The 19,113-nt window shown below is 38.0% G+C and carries 16 protein-coding genes; 11 read left to right on the plus strand and 5 right to left on the minus strand.

Annotation, left to right across the window (positions count from 1 at the left end):
• The first annotated feature begins 135 nt into the window (after positions 1-135).
• From hemE to clpB, 5 genes are all read left to right on the plus strand, one after another.
• The gene (gene hemE, locus P9211_RS05210; protein ID WP_012195621.1) at positions 136-1,191 is read left to right on the plus strand and encodes a uroporphyrinogen decarboxylase; all 1,056 of its coding nucleotides are present in this window, start codon (positions 136-138) and stop codon (positions 1,189-1,191) included.
• On the plus strand, positions 1,188-2,189 hold the full coding sequence (locus P9211_RS05215; RefSeq protein WP_012195622.1) for an NAD-dependent epimerase/dehydratase family protein: 1,002 nt from the start codon (positions 1,188-1,190) through the stop codon (positions 2,187-2,189). The genes hemE and P9211_RS05215 overlap by 4 nt, the downstream gene beginning before the upstream one ends.
• 38 nt (positions 2,190-2,227) lie before the next feature.
• Positions 2,228-2,587, plus strand: a complete 360-nt coding sequence (gene petE, locus P9211_RS05220; protein ID WP_041391543.1) for a plastocyanin — start codon at positions 2,228-2,230, stop codon at positions 2,585-2,587.
• 129 nt (positions 2,588-2,716) lie between these two features.
• Positions 2,717-2,941 carry a Nif11-like leader peptide family natural product precursor gene (locus tag P9211_RS05225; protein WP_012195624.1) on the plus strand — a complete coding sequence of 75 codons (225 nt, stop codon included), beginning with the start codon at positions 2,717-2,719 and terminating at the stop codon, positions 2,939-2,941.
• A 113-nt stretch (positions 2,942-3,054) separates the two neighbouring features.
• Positions 3,055-5,646: an ATP-dependent chaperone ClpB gene (clpB, locus tag P9211_RS05230; RefSeq protein WP_012195625.1), complete on the plus strand. Its 2,592-nt coding sequence runs from the start codon at positions 3,055-3,057 to the stop codon at positions 5,644-5,646.
• A gap of 21 nt (positions 5,647-5,667) precedes the next feature.
• On the opposite strand, the gene P9211_RS05235 is transcribed toward clpB, so the two are convergent.
• The gene (locus P9211_RS05235) at positions 5,668-6,429 is read right to left on the minus strand and encodes a response regulator transcription factor (protein ID WP_012195626.1); all 762 of its coding nucleotides are present in this window, start codon (positions 6,427-6,429) and stop codon (positions 5,668-5,670) included.
• Between the two features lie 76 nt (positions 6,430-6,505).
• Between P9211_RS05235 and P9211_RS05240 the strand changes: the two genes are divergently transcribed.
• Positions 6,506-6,781 (plus strand): DUF6761 family protein, encoded by a 276-nt coding sequence (locus P9211_RS05240; protein ID WP_012195627.1) that lies wholly within the window; start codon positions 6,506-6,508, stop codon positions 6,779-6,781.
• A gap of 5 nt (positions 6,782-6,786) precedes the next feature.
• On the opposite strand, the gene grxD is transcribed toward P9211_RS05240, so the two are convergent.
• From grxD to P9211_RS05260, 4 genes are read right to left on the minus strand one after another with little or no spacing between them, the layout of a single operon-like run.
• Complete coding sequence (gene grxD, locus P9211_RS05245) at positions 6,787-7,110, minus strand: Grx4 family monothiol glutaredoxin (RefSeq protein WP_012195628.1); 324 nt, start codon at positions 7,108-7,110, stop codon at positions 6,787-6,789.
• A 13-nt stretch (positions 7,111-7,123) separates the two neighbouring features.
• Positions 7,124-7,357, minus strand: coding sequence for a BolA family protein (locus P9211_RS05250; protein WP_012195629.1), 234 nt, complete (start codon positions 7,355-7,357; stop codon positions 7,124-7,126).
• Positions 7,358-7,369: 12 nt separating this feature from the next.
• Positions 7,370-7,903 (minus strand): hypothetical protein, encoded by a 534-nt coding sequence (locus P9211_RS05255; RefSeq protein WP_012195630.1) that lies wholly within the window; start codon positions 7,901-7,903, stop codon positions 7,370-7,372.
• Positions 7,904-7,935: 32 nt separating this feature from the next.
• The gene (locus P9211_RS05260; RefSeq protein WP_012195631.1) at positions 7,936-8,619 is read right to left on the minus strand and encodes a lysophospholipid acyltransferase family protein; all 684 of its coding nucleotides are present in this window, start codon (positions 8,617-8,619) and stop codon (positions 7,936-7,938) included.
• Positions 8,620-8,767: 148 nt separating this feature from the next.
• Between P9211_RS05260 and P9211_RS05265 the strand changes: the two genes are divergently transcribed.
• From P9211_RS05265 to recD, 5 genes are all read left to right on the plus strand, one after another.
• A complete protein-coding gene (locus tag P9211_RS05265) occupies positions 8,768-9,499 on the plus strand; it encodes a pyridoxine 5'-phosphate synthase (RefSeq protein ID WP_012195632.1) in 732 nt (243 codons plus the stop codon).
• 134 nt (positions 9,500-9,633) lie between these two features.
• Positions 9,634-12,951 carry an exodeoxyribonuclease V subunit gamma gene (locus P9211_RS05270; protein ID WP_012195633.1) on the plus strand — a complete coding sequence of 1,106 codons (3,318 nt, stop codon included), beginning with the start codon at positions 9,634-9,636 and terminating at the stop codon, positions 12,949-12,951.
• A 93-nt stretch (positions 12,952-13,044) separates the two neighbouring features.
• The gene (locus P9211_RS05275) at positions 13,045-13,530 is read left to right on the plus strand and encodes a methyltransferase family protein (RefSeq protein WP_159088377.1); all 486 of its coding nucleotides are present in this window, start codon (positions 13,045-13,047) and stop codon (positions 13,528-13,530) included.
• Positions 13,531-13,581: 51 nt separating this feature from the next.
• Complete coding sequence (locus P9211_RS05280; protein ID WP_012195635.1) at positions 13,582-17,379, plus strand: UvrD-helicase domain-containing protein; 3,798 nt, start codon at positions 13,582-13,584, stop codon at positions 17,377-17,379.
• Positions 17,376-19,100: an exodeoxyribonuclease V subunit alpha gene (gene recD, locus P9211_RS05285; protein WP_012195636.1), complete on the plus strand. Its 1,725-nt coding sequence runs from the start codon at positions 17,376-17,378 to the stop codon at positions 19,098-19,100. Before P9211_RS05280 ends, recD begins: the two co-directional genes overlap by 4 nt.
• Positions 19,101-19,113 lie beyond the last annotated feature (13 nt).

Below are 19,113 nucleotides of genomic sequence, written 5' to 3' on the forward strand. Positions count from 1 at the left end.
AGATCTCATGGAAGTTAAGACAAAGATCAAATGCAGAGAAATAAAAAAAGGTGTGACGAAGAACTGCTTAAAAAGCAATAAAAGTGTTTTTAGAGTTCCCGGTCAAGTAAGTTTTGCGATTGACGTTGAAGACGCATGACTCAATCTGTACCTTTATTGCTCCGTGCTGCTCGCGGAGAAAATGTTGACAGACCACCTGTCTGGATGATGCGACAAGCAGGTAGATACATGAAGGTCTATAGAGATCTTCGAGATAAATATCCAAGTTTCAGAGAACGCTCAGAGAACCCTGATCTTTCGTACGAGATATCAATGCAACCATTTAGAGCTTTCAAGCCAGATGGGGTCATTCTTTTCTCAGATATTCTTACTCCCCTTCCTGGCATGGGGATTGATTTCGATATTGTTGAAAGCAAAGGGCCTTTAATAAAAGATCCAATTCGTAATGAGAGTCAGATAAAGACTCTACGAGCTTTAAGCCCTAGTGAAAGCTGCCCTTTTGTAGGGGAAGTACTAAAAAGACTTAGAGATAGTGTTGGCAATGAAGCCGCAGTGCTTGGTTTTGTAGGAGCTCCTTGGACCTTGGCTGCTTATGTGGTTGAAGGTAAAAGCAGTAAGAATTATGCAGTCATAAAAGCAATGGCATTTCAAGAGCCAGAGCTACTGCATAAGCTGTTAGATCATTTTGCAGACTCCATTGCAAATTACTTGTGCTACCAAATTGATTCTGGAGCTCAAGTTGTTCAAATGTTTGATTCCTGGGCTGGGCAATTAAGTCCTATTGATTACGAAACCTTTGCAGCTCCATATCAAAAGAAGGTAATAGATCTTGTAAAAAAAACTCATCCAGAAACCCCTATGATTCTTTATATATCTGGTAGTGCTGGTGTACTCGAAAGGATGGGTAGAACTGGAGTAGACATAGTTTCCTTAGACTGGACTGTTGATATGGCTGAGGGATGTGCTCGCTTGCCTCAAAATGTTGGAATTCAGGGGAATGTTGATCCAGGATTACTTTTTGGTTCCCCAGAATCAATACGTGCTCGTATCATTGATACAGTCAAAAAAGCCAAGGGCAGAAAGTTTATACTTAATCTTGGTCATGGGATTCTGCCTGGCACCCCTGAAGAGAATGCAAGAGTTTTCTTTGAAGCCGGCAAAAGTGTAAATGAATTAATCTCCCAAACTTGAAGGAACGCATTCTGATCACAGGAGCAAGTGGCTGTGTTGGTCAGTACACAGCTAATTGGTTGCTTAAAAATTCAAAAGCAGATTTATTACTTTGGTTAAGGGATCCTAGAAAGCTTAAATCAGTTGATTCTTCAAACCCAAGGATAAAGTTATTAATAGGCGACCTAAGAGACCCTGAACCATTCTCAAATGATCTAAACGATGTAACACATTTAATACATACTGCAACTGCTTGGGGTGATCCTGAAAGAGCAAATCAAGTTAATGTATTTGCAGTAAAAAAAATGCTTTCATTAATAAATCCATTAAAAATAGAAAGAATAATATATTTCTCTACTGCTAGTATTTTAGATAAAGAACTTAATCCCTTACCAGAAGCATTGCTATACGGGACTGAGTACATTCAGACAAAAGCAAGGTGTCTCCAAGAACTTCAACAAAACCCTTTAGCCAACAAAATAATTGCTGTTTTTCCAACACTTGTTTTTGGTGGCAAATGTAATGGCGAAAGTAATTTTCCAACAAGCTATTTAACTTCTGGTCTTAATGAAGCAATTGATTGGCTGTGGTTAGCTCGTTGGTTTAAAGCATATTCAAAATTTCATTTCATACATGCTGAAGATATTGCATATATATGTGGCAAACTTTCTCTTAATTATAATGAATTAATTATTGATAATATTGATAATAAAGCCGCTAAAATACCAAGGCTTGTCCTAGGCCAGCCTGCAATTTCTATAGACCAAGCAGTTGATATATTACTAGATTGGCGAGGAATGAAGCGAACACCTCGATTCCCCTTAAGGAGCTGGATAATCAAACTTTTAATAAAATTGCTACCAATTAGAATTAGTAATTGGGATCGACTAATGATTAGACAAAGGCATTTTGTACACCAGCCAGTAATTAGGCCTGAAAACCTAGGAGGGAATAGTTATGCCAAAAACCTAAATGAAATACTTTTCTCTTCTGGCTTAAAGAAAAAGAAAAAAGCCTAAAAAGCGGTAAGATGGTTTTAGAAATAAATAAAGTATCAATGATTTCAATGTTCCGCTCTTTAATCACAGCAGTATTTGCTTTTACTCTAGTGATTGCTTTCGGTGTTTCCTCTGTTCAAGCAAAAACAGTAGAAGTCAAACTCGGAACTGATGCTGGAATGCTTGCTTTCGAACCCAGCACTGTAACAATTTCTACAGGTGACACTGTCAAATTTGTAAATAATAAGCTGCCTCCTCATAATGCTGTTTTTGAAGGTCATGACGAGCTTAGTCATCCAGATCTTGCCTTTGCACCCGGAGAATCATGGGAAGAGACCTTTTCTGCAGCAGGGACTTACGATTACTACTGTGAGCCACATAGAGGAGCAGGAATGGTAGGTAAGGTAGTAGTCAACTAAAGAAAACCTCACAAATAAATCTAAAAAACCTAGGCTGCATCTAATAATAAGCATGCCTAGGTTTTTTTATAGGAGTTGAACTTCTTTGAGGCAGAGATAAAGTAAAAAAAATGAGCACTAGAAGTATTAATGTCAAAGGAAGAGCTCTCAAATTTCCTTTATGCAGCAGAGCATAGTTATCTACTAAGAAGAGAGCTGAAAGACTGTCAAAGCGACAGCATGATATTAGCTCTATCTAAAAAGTATGGTTATAAGTTAAGCCAAAATGATCTTATAGAGAATAAGGTGTCTGATCGTATAGAAGAGTGGTTTATCAAAAGTAGAATCAAGCCTATTAAGAGTAGTAGTAATTAATTCTTTCTGGAATTGCCTTACATGTAGTTGTTTCTGGTCAAAAAGGATACGGATAACCTACTCAATATATTTATAGTTTAACGATAGTTTGTGTTGGTGAACGACCTGGCATTATGCAAGCTTCCCCGGAAAATTTTACTGAGAATGCATGGAATTCAATCTTATTAGCCCAAAGTCATGCTCAAGAAAATAACAATCAATACATTGAGACAGAGCACTTACTGCTTTCTTTAATAGAAAAGAGTGATTTTTGCCAGAAAGTTCTTAATAAAGCCGGCTGCGAAATAGATAAGGTTATTTCTGATTTAAATGATTTCATTAAAAATCAACCCAAAATGAAGTCTCGCCCTGAAACATTATTTGTTGGTCAAGGCTTAAATGTAATCATTTCAAAGGCCGAAGATAAGAGACTTGAATGGAAAGATGACTATATATCTGTTGAGCATCTATTGCTAACGCTTACCAATGACAAAAGATGCTGTAAAGATATTCTTTCAAGGGCGAATATAGAAGAGAAGAACCTAAATTCAAAGATAGTGTCAATGCGTGGGAGCCAAGGTGTGACCGATAAAAACCCTGAGAACAAATATGAATCCCTAGAAAAATATGGAAGAGACTTAACCTCAGCAGCCAAAGAGGGGAAACTGGACCCTGTTATTGGAAGAGATGATGAAATTCGACGCACTATTCAAATCCTTAGTAGACGAACCAAAAACAATCCGGTATTAATTGGTGAGCCAGGAGTCGGAAAAACGGCGATAGTGGAAGGCCTTGCTCAACGAATAATCAATGGAGATGTCCCATCGGCTTTGCAAAATCGTCAGCTAATTGCTCTGGATATGGGCGCTCTAATCGCCGGTGCTAAATATCGTGGTGAGTTTGAAGAAAGACTAAAGGCTGTACTCAAGGAAATAACTTCTTCAGATGGTCAAATAATACTTTTTATCGACGAGATACATACTGTTGTAGGCGCTGGAGCTACAGGAGGATCGATGGATGCGAGCAACTTATTAAAACCAATGCTTGCGAGAGGTGAGCTCAGGTGCATAGGTGCTACAACACTTAATGAGCATCGCCAGCATTTCGAGAAAGATCCTGCATTAGAAAGAAGGTTTCAACAAGTACTCATAAGCCAGCCTTCCGTAGAAGATACTGTCTCAATCTTACGAGGACTAAAAGAAAGGTATGAAGTGCATCATGGCGTAAGAATCTCAGATAATGCCTTAGTCGCAGCAGCAACATTAAGCAATAGATATATAGCTGACAGATTCCTTCCAGATAAAGCTATTGATTTAATTGATGAATCAGCTTCCAAATTAAAGATGGAAATAACCTCCAAGCCAGAGGAATTAGATGAAATTGACAGGAGGATACTTCAGCTGCAAATGGAGAAATTTTCTCTAAAAAGAGAGTCAGATATAACAAGTAAAAACAGACTTTTGATAATAGAAGAAGAGCTAAAATCCTTTAAAAATAAGCAATCAGAACTTAATAACCAATGGCAGAAGGAAAAGGATTCAATTAGTGAGCTTTCACTAATAAAGGAGGAGATCGAGAAAGTACAATTCCAGATAGATCAATCAAAAAGAAATTATGACTTAAACAAAGCTGCTGAGCTTGAATTTGGTGTTATATCACAATTACAAAGTAAATTATCAGAGAAAGAAGATCTACTTAGAGAAGAAAATAGCTCCAGAGAAAAGCCTCTTTTAAGAGAGGAAGTTACCGAAGATGATATTGCTGAAGTAATCTCTAAATGGACCCATATTCCAGTTAAAAAGCTCGTAAAATCTGAAGTAGAAAAGATACTAGATCTTGAAGAGAAGTTGAACAGAAAAGTAATTGGTCAGCCAAAAGCAATTAAAAGTATCACAGAGGCGATACAACGATCCAGAACAGGCCTAAGTGATCCATACAGACCAATAGCCACCTTCCTATTCCTTGGCCCTACAGGAGTAGGAAAAACTGAATTAACTAAATCATTAGCACAAGAATTATTTGATAGTGAAAAATCTATTATTCGAATTGACATGTCTGAGTATATGGAAAAACATTCTATTAGTAGACTAATAGGAGCCCCTCCAGGCTATATAGGGTATGAATCTGGTGGACAATTATCTGAGGCTGTTAGAAGAAGACCCTACTCTGTCATATTATTTGACGAAGTTGAAAAGGCTCACCCTGAAATATTTAATTTAATGCTTCAGATTTTTGATGAAGGAAGAGTAACTGACAACCAAGGAAGGACTATTAACTTTACCAACACTATTATTATCCTAACAAGTAATATTGGCAGTCAATCAATAATAGAATTATGTGGGCAACACTCAAATTATGATAGGATTACAGAAGTAGTAAATAAGGAATTAAAGAATCACTTTAGGCCTGAATTTCTTAATAGAATCGATGAATCAATAATATTTAATAGCTTAACCAAGAAAGATCTAAATGAAATAATACTAATTCAACTAGAGAGAATCAAACAAAGGCTTTTAGATAAAGGCCTAGATCTAAAAATAGACCAACAAGCTATTTCATGGCTATCAGAAAAAGGTTACGACCCTAGTTATGGAGCCAGGCCTCTAAAAAGAACAATTCAAAATGAACTAGAAACACCAATTGCACGAAAGATTCTAATGAATAATTATGCAAAAAATAAAGCTATAAATGTAGAAATAAAAGGGGGAGAACTAAATATAAGTTAGTGAGTTTTATAACTCCTTTACTTAAGAAGGCAGCGAATCAAGACTAAATCTATATCCCTGTTGACGGACAGTTGTAATACCTCCTCCTTCTCCCAATCCTGCCTGCTCAAGTTTTCTTCGAAGAGTAAGAACTTGAGTATCAACAGAGCGGGGACCACCGCTAAAAGGAGGCCATGACATCCTCAGAAGTTCATGTCTACTTCTAACCATGCCAGGAGGCATTAAAAGTGCGCAGAGGAGTGCAAACTCCCTAGGGCTTAATTCCACTGGCTTCTCTCTTAAGGTGACCTGACGCAGAAGGAGATGCACCTCTAGTGGCCCAACAGTAACTCTCTCTTGAAGTCCTACTCGACCACGTTTCAAGAGTGTTCTGCATCTAGCAGCAAGCTCTTCCAATCCGAAAGGCTTACGTAATACATCGTCAGCCCCATCATCTAAAAGGCCAACTAAAGACTCAACACCTGCACGAGCAGTAAGAACAATTACTGGACATCCAAGCTGTTGTGACAAATTTAGAGCAGAACTTTTTTCAAGTAGTTCTGCACTAACAAGAAGATCAGGAGATTGGTCCCTACAAAGGTCAACAGCATCTTCTGGAGTGCCTACTGCTGCTGCCAAGTGTCCATCTTGCCTAAGTCGTTGGACAAGAACTGTGCGCAAAGTAGGATGAGGTTCTACCACAAGAACCTTTGATGGACTTTCTGAAGTGGACTGGATAGCAAAACTACCCGCCAAAGACTGAGCGCTTTGCTCATCTGAAAGTAGGTCTGAAGTTGAAGTCACAGGCCAGAACAAAGCTCCTTTAAGATAACCAATTCAACGGCTAGCTGTAAAAAATACCTAGCCTTTTTAGCAAGACATGACATCGCAAACTTTCGAAGACCCAGAAGCTATAAAGCATTTCCAGTCAATATGTGATGCATGCCAAGAACTTATCAGCAGATACCATAGCCCATCAGAACTCAAGCTATATGTAGATGGTTATATTCATGCACTTAGAAAAACAAATCGCCTCACTACGAAAGACCTAGAAAAACTAGAAATCCTTACTAATCGATGGATTTTGGATCCTTCAAGTTTCATTGGACCTAACGGTGATATAAACGATTTGTTTTTCATGAGAAGCAATGACTAAAGGGGCTATGAGGCCAAAGCAATTTCTAACTTTTCTTTAAGTTCACCAGAGTTATACATTTCTATCAATATGTCAGAACCACCTAAAAACTCTCCTTTCAAGTAAACCTGTGGAATAGTGGGCCAATTTGAAAATTCTTTAATTCCCTCTCTTATATCCATGTCTGAAAGAACATCAAAAGTCTCGAAACTAATTCCTAAAGCATTAAGGATCTGAACTACATTGTTAGAAAAACCACATTGGGGCATCAGTTTGGTGCCTTTCATGAAAACCATGATTGGGTTTGAGTTAATAAGTGACTCAATCTTGGAACGTGTATCTGAATCCATTTTTTGATCTCTTTTAATTTGGTATAGAAGTATTTAAAGCCAAAGCATGGATTGCTTCGGATGCCAACTCCTTTTGAAGGGCACCATAAACTAGCTGATGCTGCTTTATCAGAGAAAGGCCCATGAAGGAAGTAGAAATGACATTCACTTGAAAATGATCGCCACCACCACTTAAGTCTTCCACTGTCACTTCAGCATCTGGAAGTGCTTTTTTTATTGAAGCAACTACTTGTGCAGGCTTAAGCATAGAAAACTTTAATTAATAAATATTTTTTCTTGCACCAGCATAGGGAATTTCAACGAATCCCAACTCAACCAAAGCCTGATAGGCCTCTTGTCCTTCAGATCTGGACGGAGTCATGATTCTTACAACTTCTATAAGAAGTGGAACAGCCACTTCAGGTTGATTCTTTTTTCTAAAAAGAGTTGCAAGGCGAAGATTACTTTGAGCAAGCATTCCAAGTACCTTACGTCCATTCTTATCCATCTCACGTGGTATTCGAGCGTCAAGACCTTTAAATGCACTGCCTAGATCTCTATAAAAGCTAAGGAGTTGTTTTGAGACATCCCTGGCCTTATCAAATTCCTTTCTAGCTTTTAAAAGATCTCCTTTTAAGAAAAATTCATCACCTTTATCTAAAAAAGCTTGAACAGTTCCAAGATTTAAACCAGCCGATTGATTTGCTAAAACTTTGTACTGACGGGGTGAGGTCGTTTCTGCCAAAGAAGAAACGTTCGAGCACAGTAATCCTGCAAAAATTGCACTTGCAGCTAGATAGTGACGGCAGCTCATATAAGAAAATGATTTAGTTTAACTTTAGACTTTTAAGAATTACGTCCAACAGAGCGTAGGGCCGCTTGCTCAGCTGCATGCATACGCTCGGTGATAATTAGATTAAATTCTTCAGCAGCTTTTTTACCAATTCGAGAAATCTCTATAGGTTCTTGGAAGCAAATTGCTGCTTTTCCGAAAGGTTTAGGAATGACATCACTATAAGCAAGGCCAACTGGCAAAATCTTCACCTCTACCCCATTTTTATAAGCCAACTGTGCAAGTCGAACCAACCCTTTCTCAATCTTTATAGGATGTCTGTTTCGATTAATACGACCCTCCGGGAAAACAACAAGTTGTTCCCCCGCAGCCATTAACTCAACAGAGTATCTGAGAGAAAGTAAAGAAGGCTTTATTTGATCTATTGGATAGCATCCCAAACGGTTCAAGAACCATCCTTGTAAGCCTTGCATTTCTGAATGAGTAACCATATATCTGCAATCTCTATTAGAAATTCTCCTGCCCGCAGCCATGGTCAACATAAGAGCATCCCAGCGAGCTCTATGAGTAGGTGCAAGTAGTAATGGTCCAGTAAGAGGTAAATATTCTTGGCCTATTACAATTGTTTTTTTAAAGAAAAAGCGCAAAGCAATATCTTGGGTAGCAAGCATTGCTAGCTTGCTCCACAAGGGATCTACGCCAAGGCACAAATTTGTTTCTCGTTTAACTAAGTTCAAGAAGAGAGAAGCGAAATTTTGCTTTCTTTGAAGTTAACTTTGAATACATTGCCCAAACTCAATCTATTGGGCAGTTAAACCAGCGGCTAGAACTCTAAACAAAGATGGGTAAGCCAATTAATAAACTCTAAAAACATTGATTTTTCCTATGGCTAGTCTTGGTGTAAACATCGACCACATAGCAAATGTCCGTCAAGCACGCCTTGCATCTGAGCCAGAGCCAGTGCAAATGGCTTTTCTTGCTGAATTAGGAGGCGCTGACGGAATAACAGTTCATCTCAGAGAAGATAGGCGCCATATTCAAGACAAAGATCTCAAACTACTTAGAGCAACAATTAATACTCGGCTGAATCTAGAAATGGCCGCCACAAAAGAGATGGTTGAAATCGCTTTGCAAGTAAAACCTGATATGGTCACAATTGTTCCAGAAAGCAGGGAGGAAATAACAACGGAAGGAGGATTGGAAGTTGTTAATAACAAAGAAAAGCTGAGAGAAATTATTAACAACCTTCATTCAGCAAAAATACAAACCAGCATTTTTATTGACCCAATTGAAGCTCAAATCAAAGCATCTAAAGAAATAGGAGCAGGTTGGGTGGAAATTCACACAGGGTGTTATGCCAATGCATCATGGGAGAAACAAGAAATTGAACTAGCCAAAATCAAGGCTTCATGTGCTCAAGCTAGGTCCATGGGATTACATGTAAATGCAGGGCATGGTCTTACATACCTAAACGTGGAGCCAATTGCTGCAATTGAAGGCATAGAAGAACTTAATATTGGCCATACGATTGTTGCTAGGGCACTAGCAGTTGGCCTTCAAAATGCTGTAAAAGAAATGAAAAGCCTTGTAACGAATCCACGTAGAAATAACTTCTAGAATATTTCGTAGGTAATAGCCATCAATACTTTCATAATTTATTTTGCCAAATAACTAAATAACTAATATGAATAAGTTAAAACCCAAAGACAACTTAATAGCCAATCAAATTCAAAAGTAATGCCAAAAGAACCTTGCTAACAATTTACCGAAGCAACAGAGCTGAATGGCTTGCAAATGTTTTGGCTGAACAGCTTCGAGCAAATCCTCCAGGATTATCTGAGAACGTGGAAATTGTTGTCAATACATGGCCAACAGGCAGATGGTTAGGAGAGGAGATCGCTAAAATCAATGGAATTAGTGCATTAGTTAGATTTCCATTTCCTGCTGCACAGCTAAAGACACTTGTTAGAAAATTTCTTGGAATAGAAGTAATAAATGACGACGACCCTTGGGAAGCCAACCAACTTATATGGCCGATACTTAACTCATTACCTGAATTACTTCAAAAAGAGGAAGCTGGAGTATTACAGAAGTGGCTAGAAAGAGATCTAAGCCAATCCGGAAAACTCAGCAGAGATGAATGGCAACTAGCAAAAACTATTGCCTATACATTTGATGAGTACATCATGTACAGACCTGATGTTATTTCTGACTGGTGGGGTACGGAAAATGAAATAAATAACCTCAAATCAAAATTACCTAAATACATTCAATGGCAACCTATATTGATCAATCTCCTAAAACAAAGAATTACTCAGGAGCCATTTGGATTACAAGTCAGGAATGTTGCTTCAAAACTAAAGAAAGGAATCGCTCCGAAGCAAAACCTTCCTTCAGATCTTCGAATCTTTGGGATCAATAGTCTCGCTCCAGTTCAACTAGAGCTTATTCAAGCCTTGTCTTGCATAATGGAAGTGAAGGTATTCCTACTAACTCCTTGCAAGGACTTATGGAGCCGCTGCAAAACGAAGAGAGAAGAATACGGTGAAGGCTGGAAGGTAGCTAATGATAAGTTGTGGTTACTCAATAAACAACGACTTGAAGCCACTCTTGGTCGTATGGGCTCTGAGTTCGAGCAATTATTAGAAGGTAGTGGGGAATATCAATTAGGAGAGTGGGACGAAAAAGATCTTTTTGCTATGCCTGCGACTATAGCCCTAAACAAGCAAAGAAAGCCAACTCTTCTTGAACAGATTCAGCAAAGACTAGTAACCAATGAATGTATTGAACCGCTGCAGAGAAGCTTAGATGACTCTTCAATATCTTTTACTGAATGTCCTGGTCCAAAGAGGCAAATTCAAATTGTACGAGATCAAATACTTCAGCAGCTTGCATTAAACAAAAATCTAGAGCCAAAAGACATCCTAATAATGACACCACAAGTTGAAAAATTTGCTCATTTAATACCTTCTATTTTTAATGACGTTTCAGCAACAGGGGTTACTCTTCCATGGAAAATCACTGATAGAAGTCAGTATGACCAGCCAGGTTTAACACAATGCATAATATTATTAATGGAAATTGCATGTACGCGTTTAACTGCAAGTAATTTAGATCAACTGCTGACCAACCCTGTAATAAAAGATCTATACAAATTAGACGACAGTGAAATTGATAAAATCACAAATTGCCTACAAGAAACAGGGTTTCGGTGGGGTATAAACTCTTTAGAACGAGATGGGGAAGAAACACATACTTTAAACTGGTGTCTGGAGCGGTGGCTTGTAGGCATGGTAATACCTACTATCCCTGGTCTGGTGCTAGGTGGAATTGCTCCTTTCTCGAAAGGAATATCTATAAGCGAATTGTCAAAGTGGTGGGAAATCCTATCAAAGATATGCAATATGCTTCAGGGACTAAGACAGTCTCATAGCTGTATGAAATGGGGCTTGGTGCTAAAAGGACTCTGTGATGATCTATGCAACAATGATCGCAAGTGGTCATGGGAACGTCAACGATTTCTTCGTGCCATAGACGATTGGATAAGAGCAGCAGACTGTTTTAAAAAAGAAATAAAAATAGAAGTTGTAGCTGAAATAGTTAAAGATTTAATAGCTAAAGAAGCAGGACGTTTTGGACACAGGACCGGGAGAATAACCATTAGTGCATTGGAGCCCATGAGAGCGATTCCACACAAAATGATTGTATTAATGGGCCTAGATGAGACAATTTTTCCTCGTAAACAACAGCGTCCAGGGTTTAGCCTTTTAGATCATAAACACTTTTTAGGCGATCCAAGAATAAATGATAAGGATAGATATGTGCTTTTAGAAGCATTAATCTCTACTAGGGAAACGTTGCTTATTACTTGGGATGGTAGAGATGAAAAGACTGGAGATTCACTTGAACCTTCTAGTCCAGTTCAACAGTTTTTTGAGTACCTACAACATGAACTTGGAGAAAAGAGCTCCATGGGACTTTTAAAAAAACCAAGCCCCAATCCTCTCAACAAGAACAATTTCCTAAGCTGTAATAATCAACCTCCCATAAGTTGTGATAAGCGTGATTTAGAGACACGGCAATGGATGAATGCAAAGCAGGGATCTCGGGGCTTAACTCTAGCTTTGCCGTTAAATTGGAATCTGAGCAAAAATGCAGTCAACTCCTCTTCAGATAACGAATTGCTTAAGTCGTGGTTGGCTACACCACAACTAAAATGGCTTGAACAATTTCATTTACATCCTCGCGAATGGAATAAGCCTATTGAAGACCTAGACTCTCTCAGCATTCCCGAGCTCATTAAATTTAAGATCCTCAAACAAGAATTTACGGAGCTAATAACTTCCTCAAACAACCAAATAATAAGTCCAGAAATTAATGAAAGAGAATCACCTAATTGGCAAGATAAATATTTAGGTCAAGGTGTTTTCCCTCCAAAATCAGCAGCCACTCTAGAGAGTGAAATACTTGGTAGACGTTGGACTAGCCTAATTAAATCACTCTCGAAACTAGGAGAGGTAAAAAGAGATTCATTGATGGAAGATAATGAAACAGGGGAGATATTGATTGCGAATAATTGCACTGTTCTAGTAGAGATTGGGAGGCTTAAAGCTAAGACGATCTTAAATACCTGGCTTACTCATTTAAAGTTATCCGCATATCACAAGTCTACCAAGAAAACCGTAGTAATAGCACGTAGTGATTCAAATACAAAGATAGATTCGTATGAAGTAATGCTTAGTTGGCATCCAATGTCAAGCATCAAGGCTGAAAGCATTCTCGATGAGTTGAAGCAGCAAGCTCATAATGGTTTAAAGCAATGCTGGCCTGTCCCGCCTGAAAGTGGATGGAAATTAGCAAAAGCACGCTATAAAAAATCTAACGACTGTAATGAGATTTTTAGAAGAGCCTGGATTGGTGACTTTAATAAAGAGGGCGAACGCAATAAACCTGAGATGCAGCTTTGTTTTGGGTACAAAGCAGCACCTGAGATCTTTCTTGAGAATGAATTATTTGATCAGTGCCTGGAGTTGTTATACAAACCATTAATAGCTCAGCTTGTCAAATAACAGCCTCACATTATGTCATTTCCCCTATTAAACTCTTCCAAAAGTCTAATAAGTAAAGTTCTGAGTGATTGGGGTTTTACTCGAAAAGGCCTTATGAATAATCGAAATGGAGAATGGTGGCTAGCAATTCAATTGGCTATTATAGCTGCCCACTTGGCCCCAACCCTTCCTTCACACAAAAGTCTATATGGTATGGAATGGCCAATTACACTAATAATTTTAGGAGGAGTTTTGTTCTCCATAGGAAATGCTTTGGCCATAATTACACTAATAAAGTTAGGTAAAAGCCTTTCTCCTTTACCACAACCTAAAAAAGATGCTGACTTAGTTACAAGTGGGATCTACAGGTTTAGTAGACATCCATTATACCTATCTCTAATAATGATATCTATTGGTTATATCTTGATCATTGGGAGCTTATTTCATGTCACCTTACTTATAGGGTTATGTATAGTATTGATAAATAAAGCCAAGTTAGAAGAAGCCAAGCTCAAAGAGATACATCCACAATACAATCAATATATTTACCAGACACCAGCGATTATAAAAGGGTTACTCTTTTTTGATTGGAGGCATTAATTTAATGAACGTCTCAGGGCAAAGCAAACATATTGACAACTTAGAAAAACTATGGGCATAGAGTCTGAATTCAACCCAAACACATTTCCCCTTGAGCCAGGGGTTCGCCTAATAGAAGCTAGTGCCGGTACTGGAAAGACATTTTCCCTCGCTCACCTTGTGCTAAGACTGCTAACAGAAAAACAACACTCAATAAATGAAATCCTTGTAGTGAGCTTTACCAGAGCTTCCGCGGCAGAGATAAAGGCAAGGATTACAAATAGACTAATATTTGCCTTGAAAGGGTTAGAGAACCCAAGCAAGGAATACAAAAACAAGCATATAGACCAAGTACTTGATGAATGGCTAAAGAAATTTATCAACGATATACAGCGAAGAATGCACTGGGTAAATCATCTACTAGATGCATTGACAAATATTGACCAAGCTGACATCACCACAATACATGGCTTCTGTAGGCGTACCCTTCAAAGAGACGTAATAGAAAGTGGTAGTGCCATTGAACCACATCCAATAGCTGAGGGAGAGATTAAAAAGCTCGTAAATGAAATTGCACATGAATATTGGATTCAAAACGTCCTATCTCTGGCCCCTCAACATCTAAAAGGAATAAAACAAGCAGGTATTAATGCAGAAAGTATTGCAAAGAAAGTGTTGGCTATTGATCAAGATCCAAGTCTAAAACTTTCGATTAAGCGTACAGAAGTAGACGTGTCAAAACCACTTAAAGAACAATTTAATACTAACCTTAAGACTTGCTGGGAAAGTTTTATTTCCAGTTGGGAAGAGTATGGTAGTGATTTAGACAATGAGCTTAAGAAGATAGCCAGCTCCTATCGAGAGATAGGGATCGTAGATACAAAGCCATACAGCCCAAATCCAAGAAAGAATAGATATCAAGAATTAAATGAATGGATAAATATATTTAAGTGTTCTCAATATGGATCTAAAAAAAGCAAGCCTATTTCCTATGAAGATATTCGTACTCAGAAATTACTTAAAGACTATTTTCATCCCTTAAAGCTTGCAGAAGTAGAAAGACGTAATCAATTAGACTACTCATCATTAATTAGGCCAAAACTTCAACAAGCAATTGCAGATTTATTTGATAAACCAGCAGAGCTTGTATTTATTCATGCTGTAGGATCTGTATTAGAGAGCCTAAGACTTAAAAGGCTTAAATCAGGATTTATAAGTTTTTCAGATCAACTCAAAGCATTAGATCCTGAATCAAACTGTTCAGTTAAAAATAATTTCCCAAAGTTACAAGAAAGGTTACGTCAAAGGTACAAAGTTATTTTAATTGATGAGTTTCAAGACACTGATCCTCTTCAATGGAGAATTTTTAATACTGTTTTTGGTAAAAGCTCAAAGCATCTTTTAGTAATGGTTGGGGATCCGAAGCAAGCAATCTATAAGTTCAGAGGTGGTGACTTAAATACATATCTACTAGCTCGCAAGGAGGCAGACCGAGTTGACTCTTTACTAACTAACTTCAGAGCATCTGCTCCTCTACTGAGTAGTCTTAATCAAATGATGTCTTGTGGCCTTAAATACTCAGCTTTAAATGTTCCGTCATTAAAGTCTGGATCAAAGAGGAAGCTATTGCCGCTATCAACAGAGTCTCATTCATTAGAAATTCTTACACCTAAACCTAGCTCTAGCGAGAAGGTTTTAAATAGCTCAGTACCCCCTTTAAGAAACAAAGTCGAGCAATTGATACCAAATATCGTTACCAACGCCATCTTGGAATTAATAAATAAACCTGACAGTGAATTACATCCAAATGATATTTGTATCCTTGTCAACCGTCACAGTCAAGCAAACGACATCAGATTGTCGCTAAGTAAATCTGGCATACCAAGTCGCCTAATCAACAAGGGAGATATTTTCGAAAGTGAGGCTGCAACAATCCTACAACGATTCATTGACTGCCTATCAAGCCCTAACTCTATAGACAACATTAGGCTACTTGCTTGCTCCCCTTTAATGCAATGGGATATTAACAAGTTAAAAGATGCTGAAGAGACAAAAGAGATCGATGATTTAATTATCCAATTTACTAATTGGGGGAATGAACTAAACGAGCTAGGTCTCATAGGCTGCCTTTCAAACTTCCTAGAAAGCAAGAATATTGCAAGCCTTTCAAGGAAGGGAACATTGCTAGGCGATTTATTTCAATGTGCACAGCTTGTCCAAGAAGCAGTGCACAATCAGGGACTAAATGCAAGAGGTGCCGCGAGATGGTTAAAACAACAACGCACAAAATTACTAGACCCTACACCTGAAGATCGTCAACCTAACAGTGACATAGCAGAAGAAGCTATCAATGTTATTACGATTCATCGAAGCAAAGGACTAGAATTCAAAGTGGTGATATGTCCTTACCTATGGCAAAGTCCAAGTTCTCCAAGGGGACCTCTTTGGAGAGATGATGTGAAAAAACAATGGTTGATATCTATCAATCCAGGATGGGGAAATGGAAATCAAATTATTGACAGCGCGATAGTGGAAGCCAATCAAGAAGCAGAAAGATTAGCTTATGTAGCAATGACACGAGCACAAGATAAGTTAATTGTCATTTGGATTGCAGCCTCTAAGCAAGAAAATAATCCTTTGAAATTCTTTCTATTTGGTCCTAATTCTCTTGATGCAAAAGCCGAGGATCTAACTTTTGAAAAAATGAATACATGGGTTAAAGCCAATAATTCAAATATAAGTATTCGCCAAGTAGATATAGGGAAGGTAAAAGGTTACTGGGATAAATTTGATGATAAATCAATACTGAAATTAGGACCTACCCCAAAACGTAAATTAGATAAAAGCTGGGGTCGTCATAGCTACTCATCTTGGATATCCAGCACATACAGACTTAATGAGCGTCCACTAAACCCAGATGCAATTGATGAGGGTAAAGATCTAGAGCAAGAAGTAGTTAATTTAGAGAATCGTAATCCTGATGTGACGACCTTTTATCAAAGAGAAAACCTAAGTGACTACAATTGGTCTAAGCAAGGTCCACTTCAAAATTTCCCTCGAGGGCCAATCGCAGGTGAGTGCCTTCACAAGATTCTTGAAAGAATAAACTTCCGTCATCCAATAAGCTGCAAAGACTCGGAGTTAGTAATAGTTGACGAATTGAGAAGAAGTGGAATAGATGAAAAGCATCGAGTTGACGTGCAAGTTGCCCTAGAAAGAGTTTTAAATATTAAAATGGGTAAATCACTCGGAAACCTACGTTTCAAAGACATAGATAATAGAAATAAGATCAATGAGCTTGGGTTTGACCTTTGTTTATCAAAAAATAGGCAGCCAATCAAAACTTCTGATTTGGAAAAGACATTACATAGTTGTACAAAGAGACGTTTTGGGAAAGCCTATTCTGATCAGATTAAAGAATTGAATATCTATAGTCGAGGTTTTCTAACTGGGTCAATTGACTTGGTGTTCAATGATCAGAATGAGTTTTCTCAAAAACGCTGGTGGGTAGCTGACTGGAAAAGCAATTGGCTAGCCAACCATCCAACGAATAATCTCACTACTTACTGCGGCCCAGCCCATTACAGTGCATCCAGAATGGAAGAAGAAATGATGCATCATCACTATCTTCTTCAGGCAAATTTATATTTAGTAGCCTTACACAGATTCCTGAAATGGAGATTACCTGGCTACTCTCCTAATAAACATCTAGGAGGTTATGTCTACGTGTTTCTCCGAGGTATACCGAGCCAAGATGAGATTAATAGTATCCCTAGAAACTCTAATGAGATGCCAGGACTAATAATTGAAGAGGCATCTGCTCAAACCGTATTAGAGCTAGATAGTCTAATTGAGAACGGCGGAGAATGAATAAAGAGAATACCCATCAGATAAAGCCAGAGTTAAAAAATGCTCTTGCAAAAGTCTTACTTGAAAGAATACCAACTAGTGCTTCTCAACCACATTTGCAAGACCTAATAAATATCCTTTTAGAGTCGTTATCCCGTGGAGAGATCTATATTTCTTTAGACGAGTCAAAGCCACCAACCGAGGTCAAGGCACCGGGATGGCCTACAGAACATTTAAGAGCCATCAAACAGAGCGGCTGGCTTGAGCAAAGCACGAGTCCCATAATCCTTGAAAACAATCGACTTGGATGGTATCGATGGGATTATGAAATGAAAGGTATAATTAAAGATCTAATAAAAAAATCTAATCAACGTCCCAAATTAGCAATTATAGAAGTTGATAAAGATGCCATCAAATCAACAGTCAAACTGAATTCCGAACAACTCCTCGCCTTAGAATCGATAACATCTCATAATTTAGTCTTATTGAGTGGAGGCCCAGGAACAGGGAAAACAAGTACAATTGTAGAGATGCTAAGAAAATCACTATCAATAGATTTAGAATTACGAATTGGTTTAGCAGCCCCGACTGGTAAAGCAACGAGACGTCTTCAAGAATCACTTCAATCCTCTATAGAAGAATTAAACCCGCAAGTCAAAGATAAGTTCTACCGTATTCCATGCCTAACTTTGCATAGATGGTTAAAAGCAAACGAACGTGGATTTAGTAAAAACGAAACCAATCAATTAGATTTAGATCTCCTAGTAATAGATGAGATGTCAATGGTAGACATTAGTCTAATGAGAGGTGTTTTAAATGCATTACCAAAACAAAGTCAATTAGTACTTGTAGGTGATCCTAATCAACTGCCTCCTGTTGGTAGTGGAGCAGTCTGGAATGAGCTTCTAAAGTCTCAAAACCAAGAGATCCTTGGCTCATCAAGAATTAATTTGAGCAAGGTTTACCGAAATCGTGGTCAAATCGCTTTATTAGCAAAGATGATTAGAGAAGACAGCTTTAATGTTTTCTGGAATCAGATCCAAAATCTTCCTTTATCATCAAATGTCAAATCGCATTCACAGAAGAAAAATAGTATGCCTTCATTTCTACTTGAAAAACTAAAGGCAAAGCAAGCTGAAATCCAAAAGATCCTAAGTAATTCATTGGAAACTTTGAATACAGTTAATACATACCCAGCAACTATAAATAATCCTGAATTTGATAATACAATAAAAAAACTTTTAAAAACTCTAGAAGAGTTAGCAGTTTTATGCCCCAGAAGATTTGGACTATGGAGTGTAGAGCATGTTCATCAAGCACTGTTAGGGAATAGCTTAGAAGAAGGCGTGATGCACTGGCCAGAAGGAACACCTGTTATTTGTGGTGAAAACCAGCAAGAACTTGGCTTATCAAATGGTGATATAGGAGTAATATTTGGAAGCAATAATGAAAGACGTCTCATATTTAGAGTCATTACAGAGAAACAAACTTTAGAGCCAAAGCTTATTCATCCAAGCAGATTAAGAAAAGTGGATCCAGCTTATGCTCTAACCATACATAAATCACAAGGCAGTGAGGTTAATGACGTTGTTTTGCTTTGGCCCGATGATAGCTATATATGTGATCAGCAAATAAAACAAGATAAAAGAAATGAGAATTACGATAAAAGCTTAATGTATACAGCACTTACGCGGGCAAAAAATAAATTTGATCTTATTTTGCCTGAGGCGCAAAGCAATTGAAGAAATAAGCCCG

Origin of the sequence: Prochlorococcus marinus str. MIT 9211, assembly GCF_000018585.1 — a bacterium.
Taxonomy (GTDB): Bacteria; Cyanobacteriota; Cyanobacteriia; order PCC-6307; family Cyanobiaceae; genus Prochlorococcus_D; species Prochlorococcus_D marinus_B.

Coding starts and splice junctions, on each gene's coding strand:
- P9211_RS05280 (WP_012195635.1), top strand. CDS start 13,582: ATGGGCATAGAGTCTGAATTCAACCCAAACACATTTCCCCTTGAGCCA.
- P9211_RS05225 (WP_012195624.1), top strand. CDS start 2,717: ATGTCAAAGGAAGAGCTCTCAAATTTCCTTTATGCAGCAGAGCATAGT.
- P9211_RS05255 (WP_012195630.1), bottom strand. CDS start 7,903: ATGAGCTGCCGTCACTATCTAGCTGCAAGTGCAATTTTTGCAGGATTA.
- petE (WP_041391543.1), top strand. CDS start 2,228: ATGATTTCAATGTTCCGCTCTTTAATCACAGCAGTATTTGCTTTTACT.
- recD (WP_012195636.1), top strand. CDS start 17,376: ATGAATAAAGAGAATACCCATCAGATAAAGCCAGAGTTAAAAAATGCT.
- P9211_RS05265 (WP_012195632.1), top strand. CDS start 8,768: ATGGCTAGTCTTGGTGTAAACATCGACCACATAGCAAATGTCCGTCAA.
- hemE (WP_012195621.1), top strand. CDS start 136: ATGACTCAATCTGTACCTTTATTGCTCCGTGCTGCTCGCGGAGAAAAT.
- P9211_RS05275 (WP_159088377.1), top strand. CDS start 13,045: ATGAATAATCGAAATGGAGAATGGTGGCTAGCAATTCAATTGGCTATT.
- clpB (WP_012195625.1), top strand. CDS start 3,055: ATGCAAGCTTCCCCGGAAAATTTTACTGAGAATGCATGGAATTCAATC.
- grxD (WP_012195628.1), bottom strand. CDS start 7,110: ATGGATTCAGATACACGTTCCAAGATTGAGTCACTTATTAACTCAAAC.
- P9211_RS05240 (WP_012195627.1), top strand. CDS start 6,506: ATGACATCGCAAACTTTCGAAGACCCAGAAGCTATAAAGCATTTCCAG.
- P9211_RS05250 (WP_012195629.1), bottom strand. CDS start 7,357: ATGCTTAAGCCTGCACAAGTAGTTGCTTCAATAAAAAAAGCACTTCCA.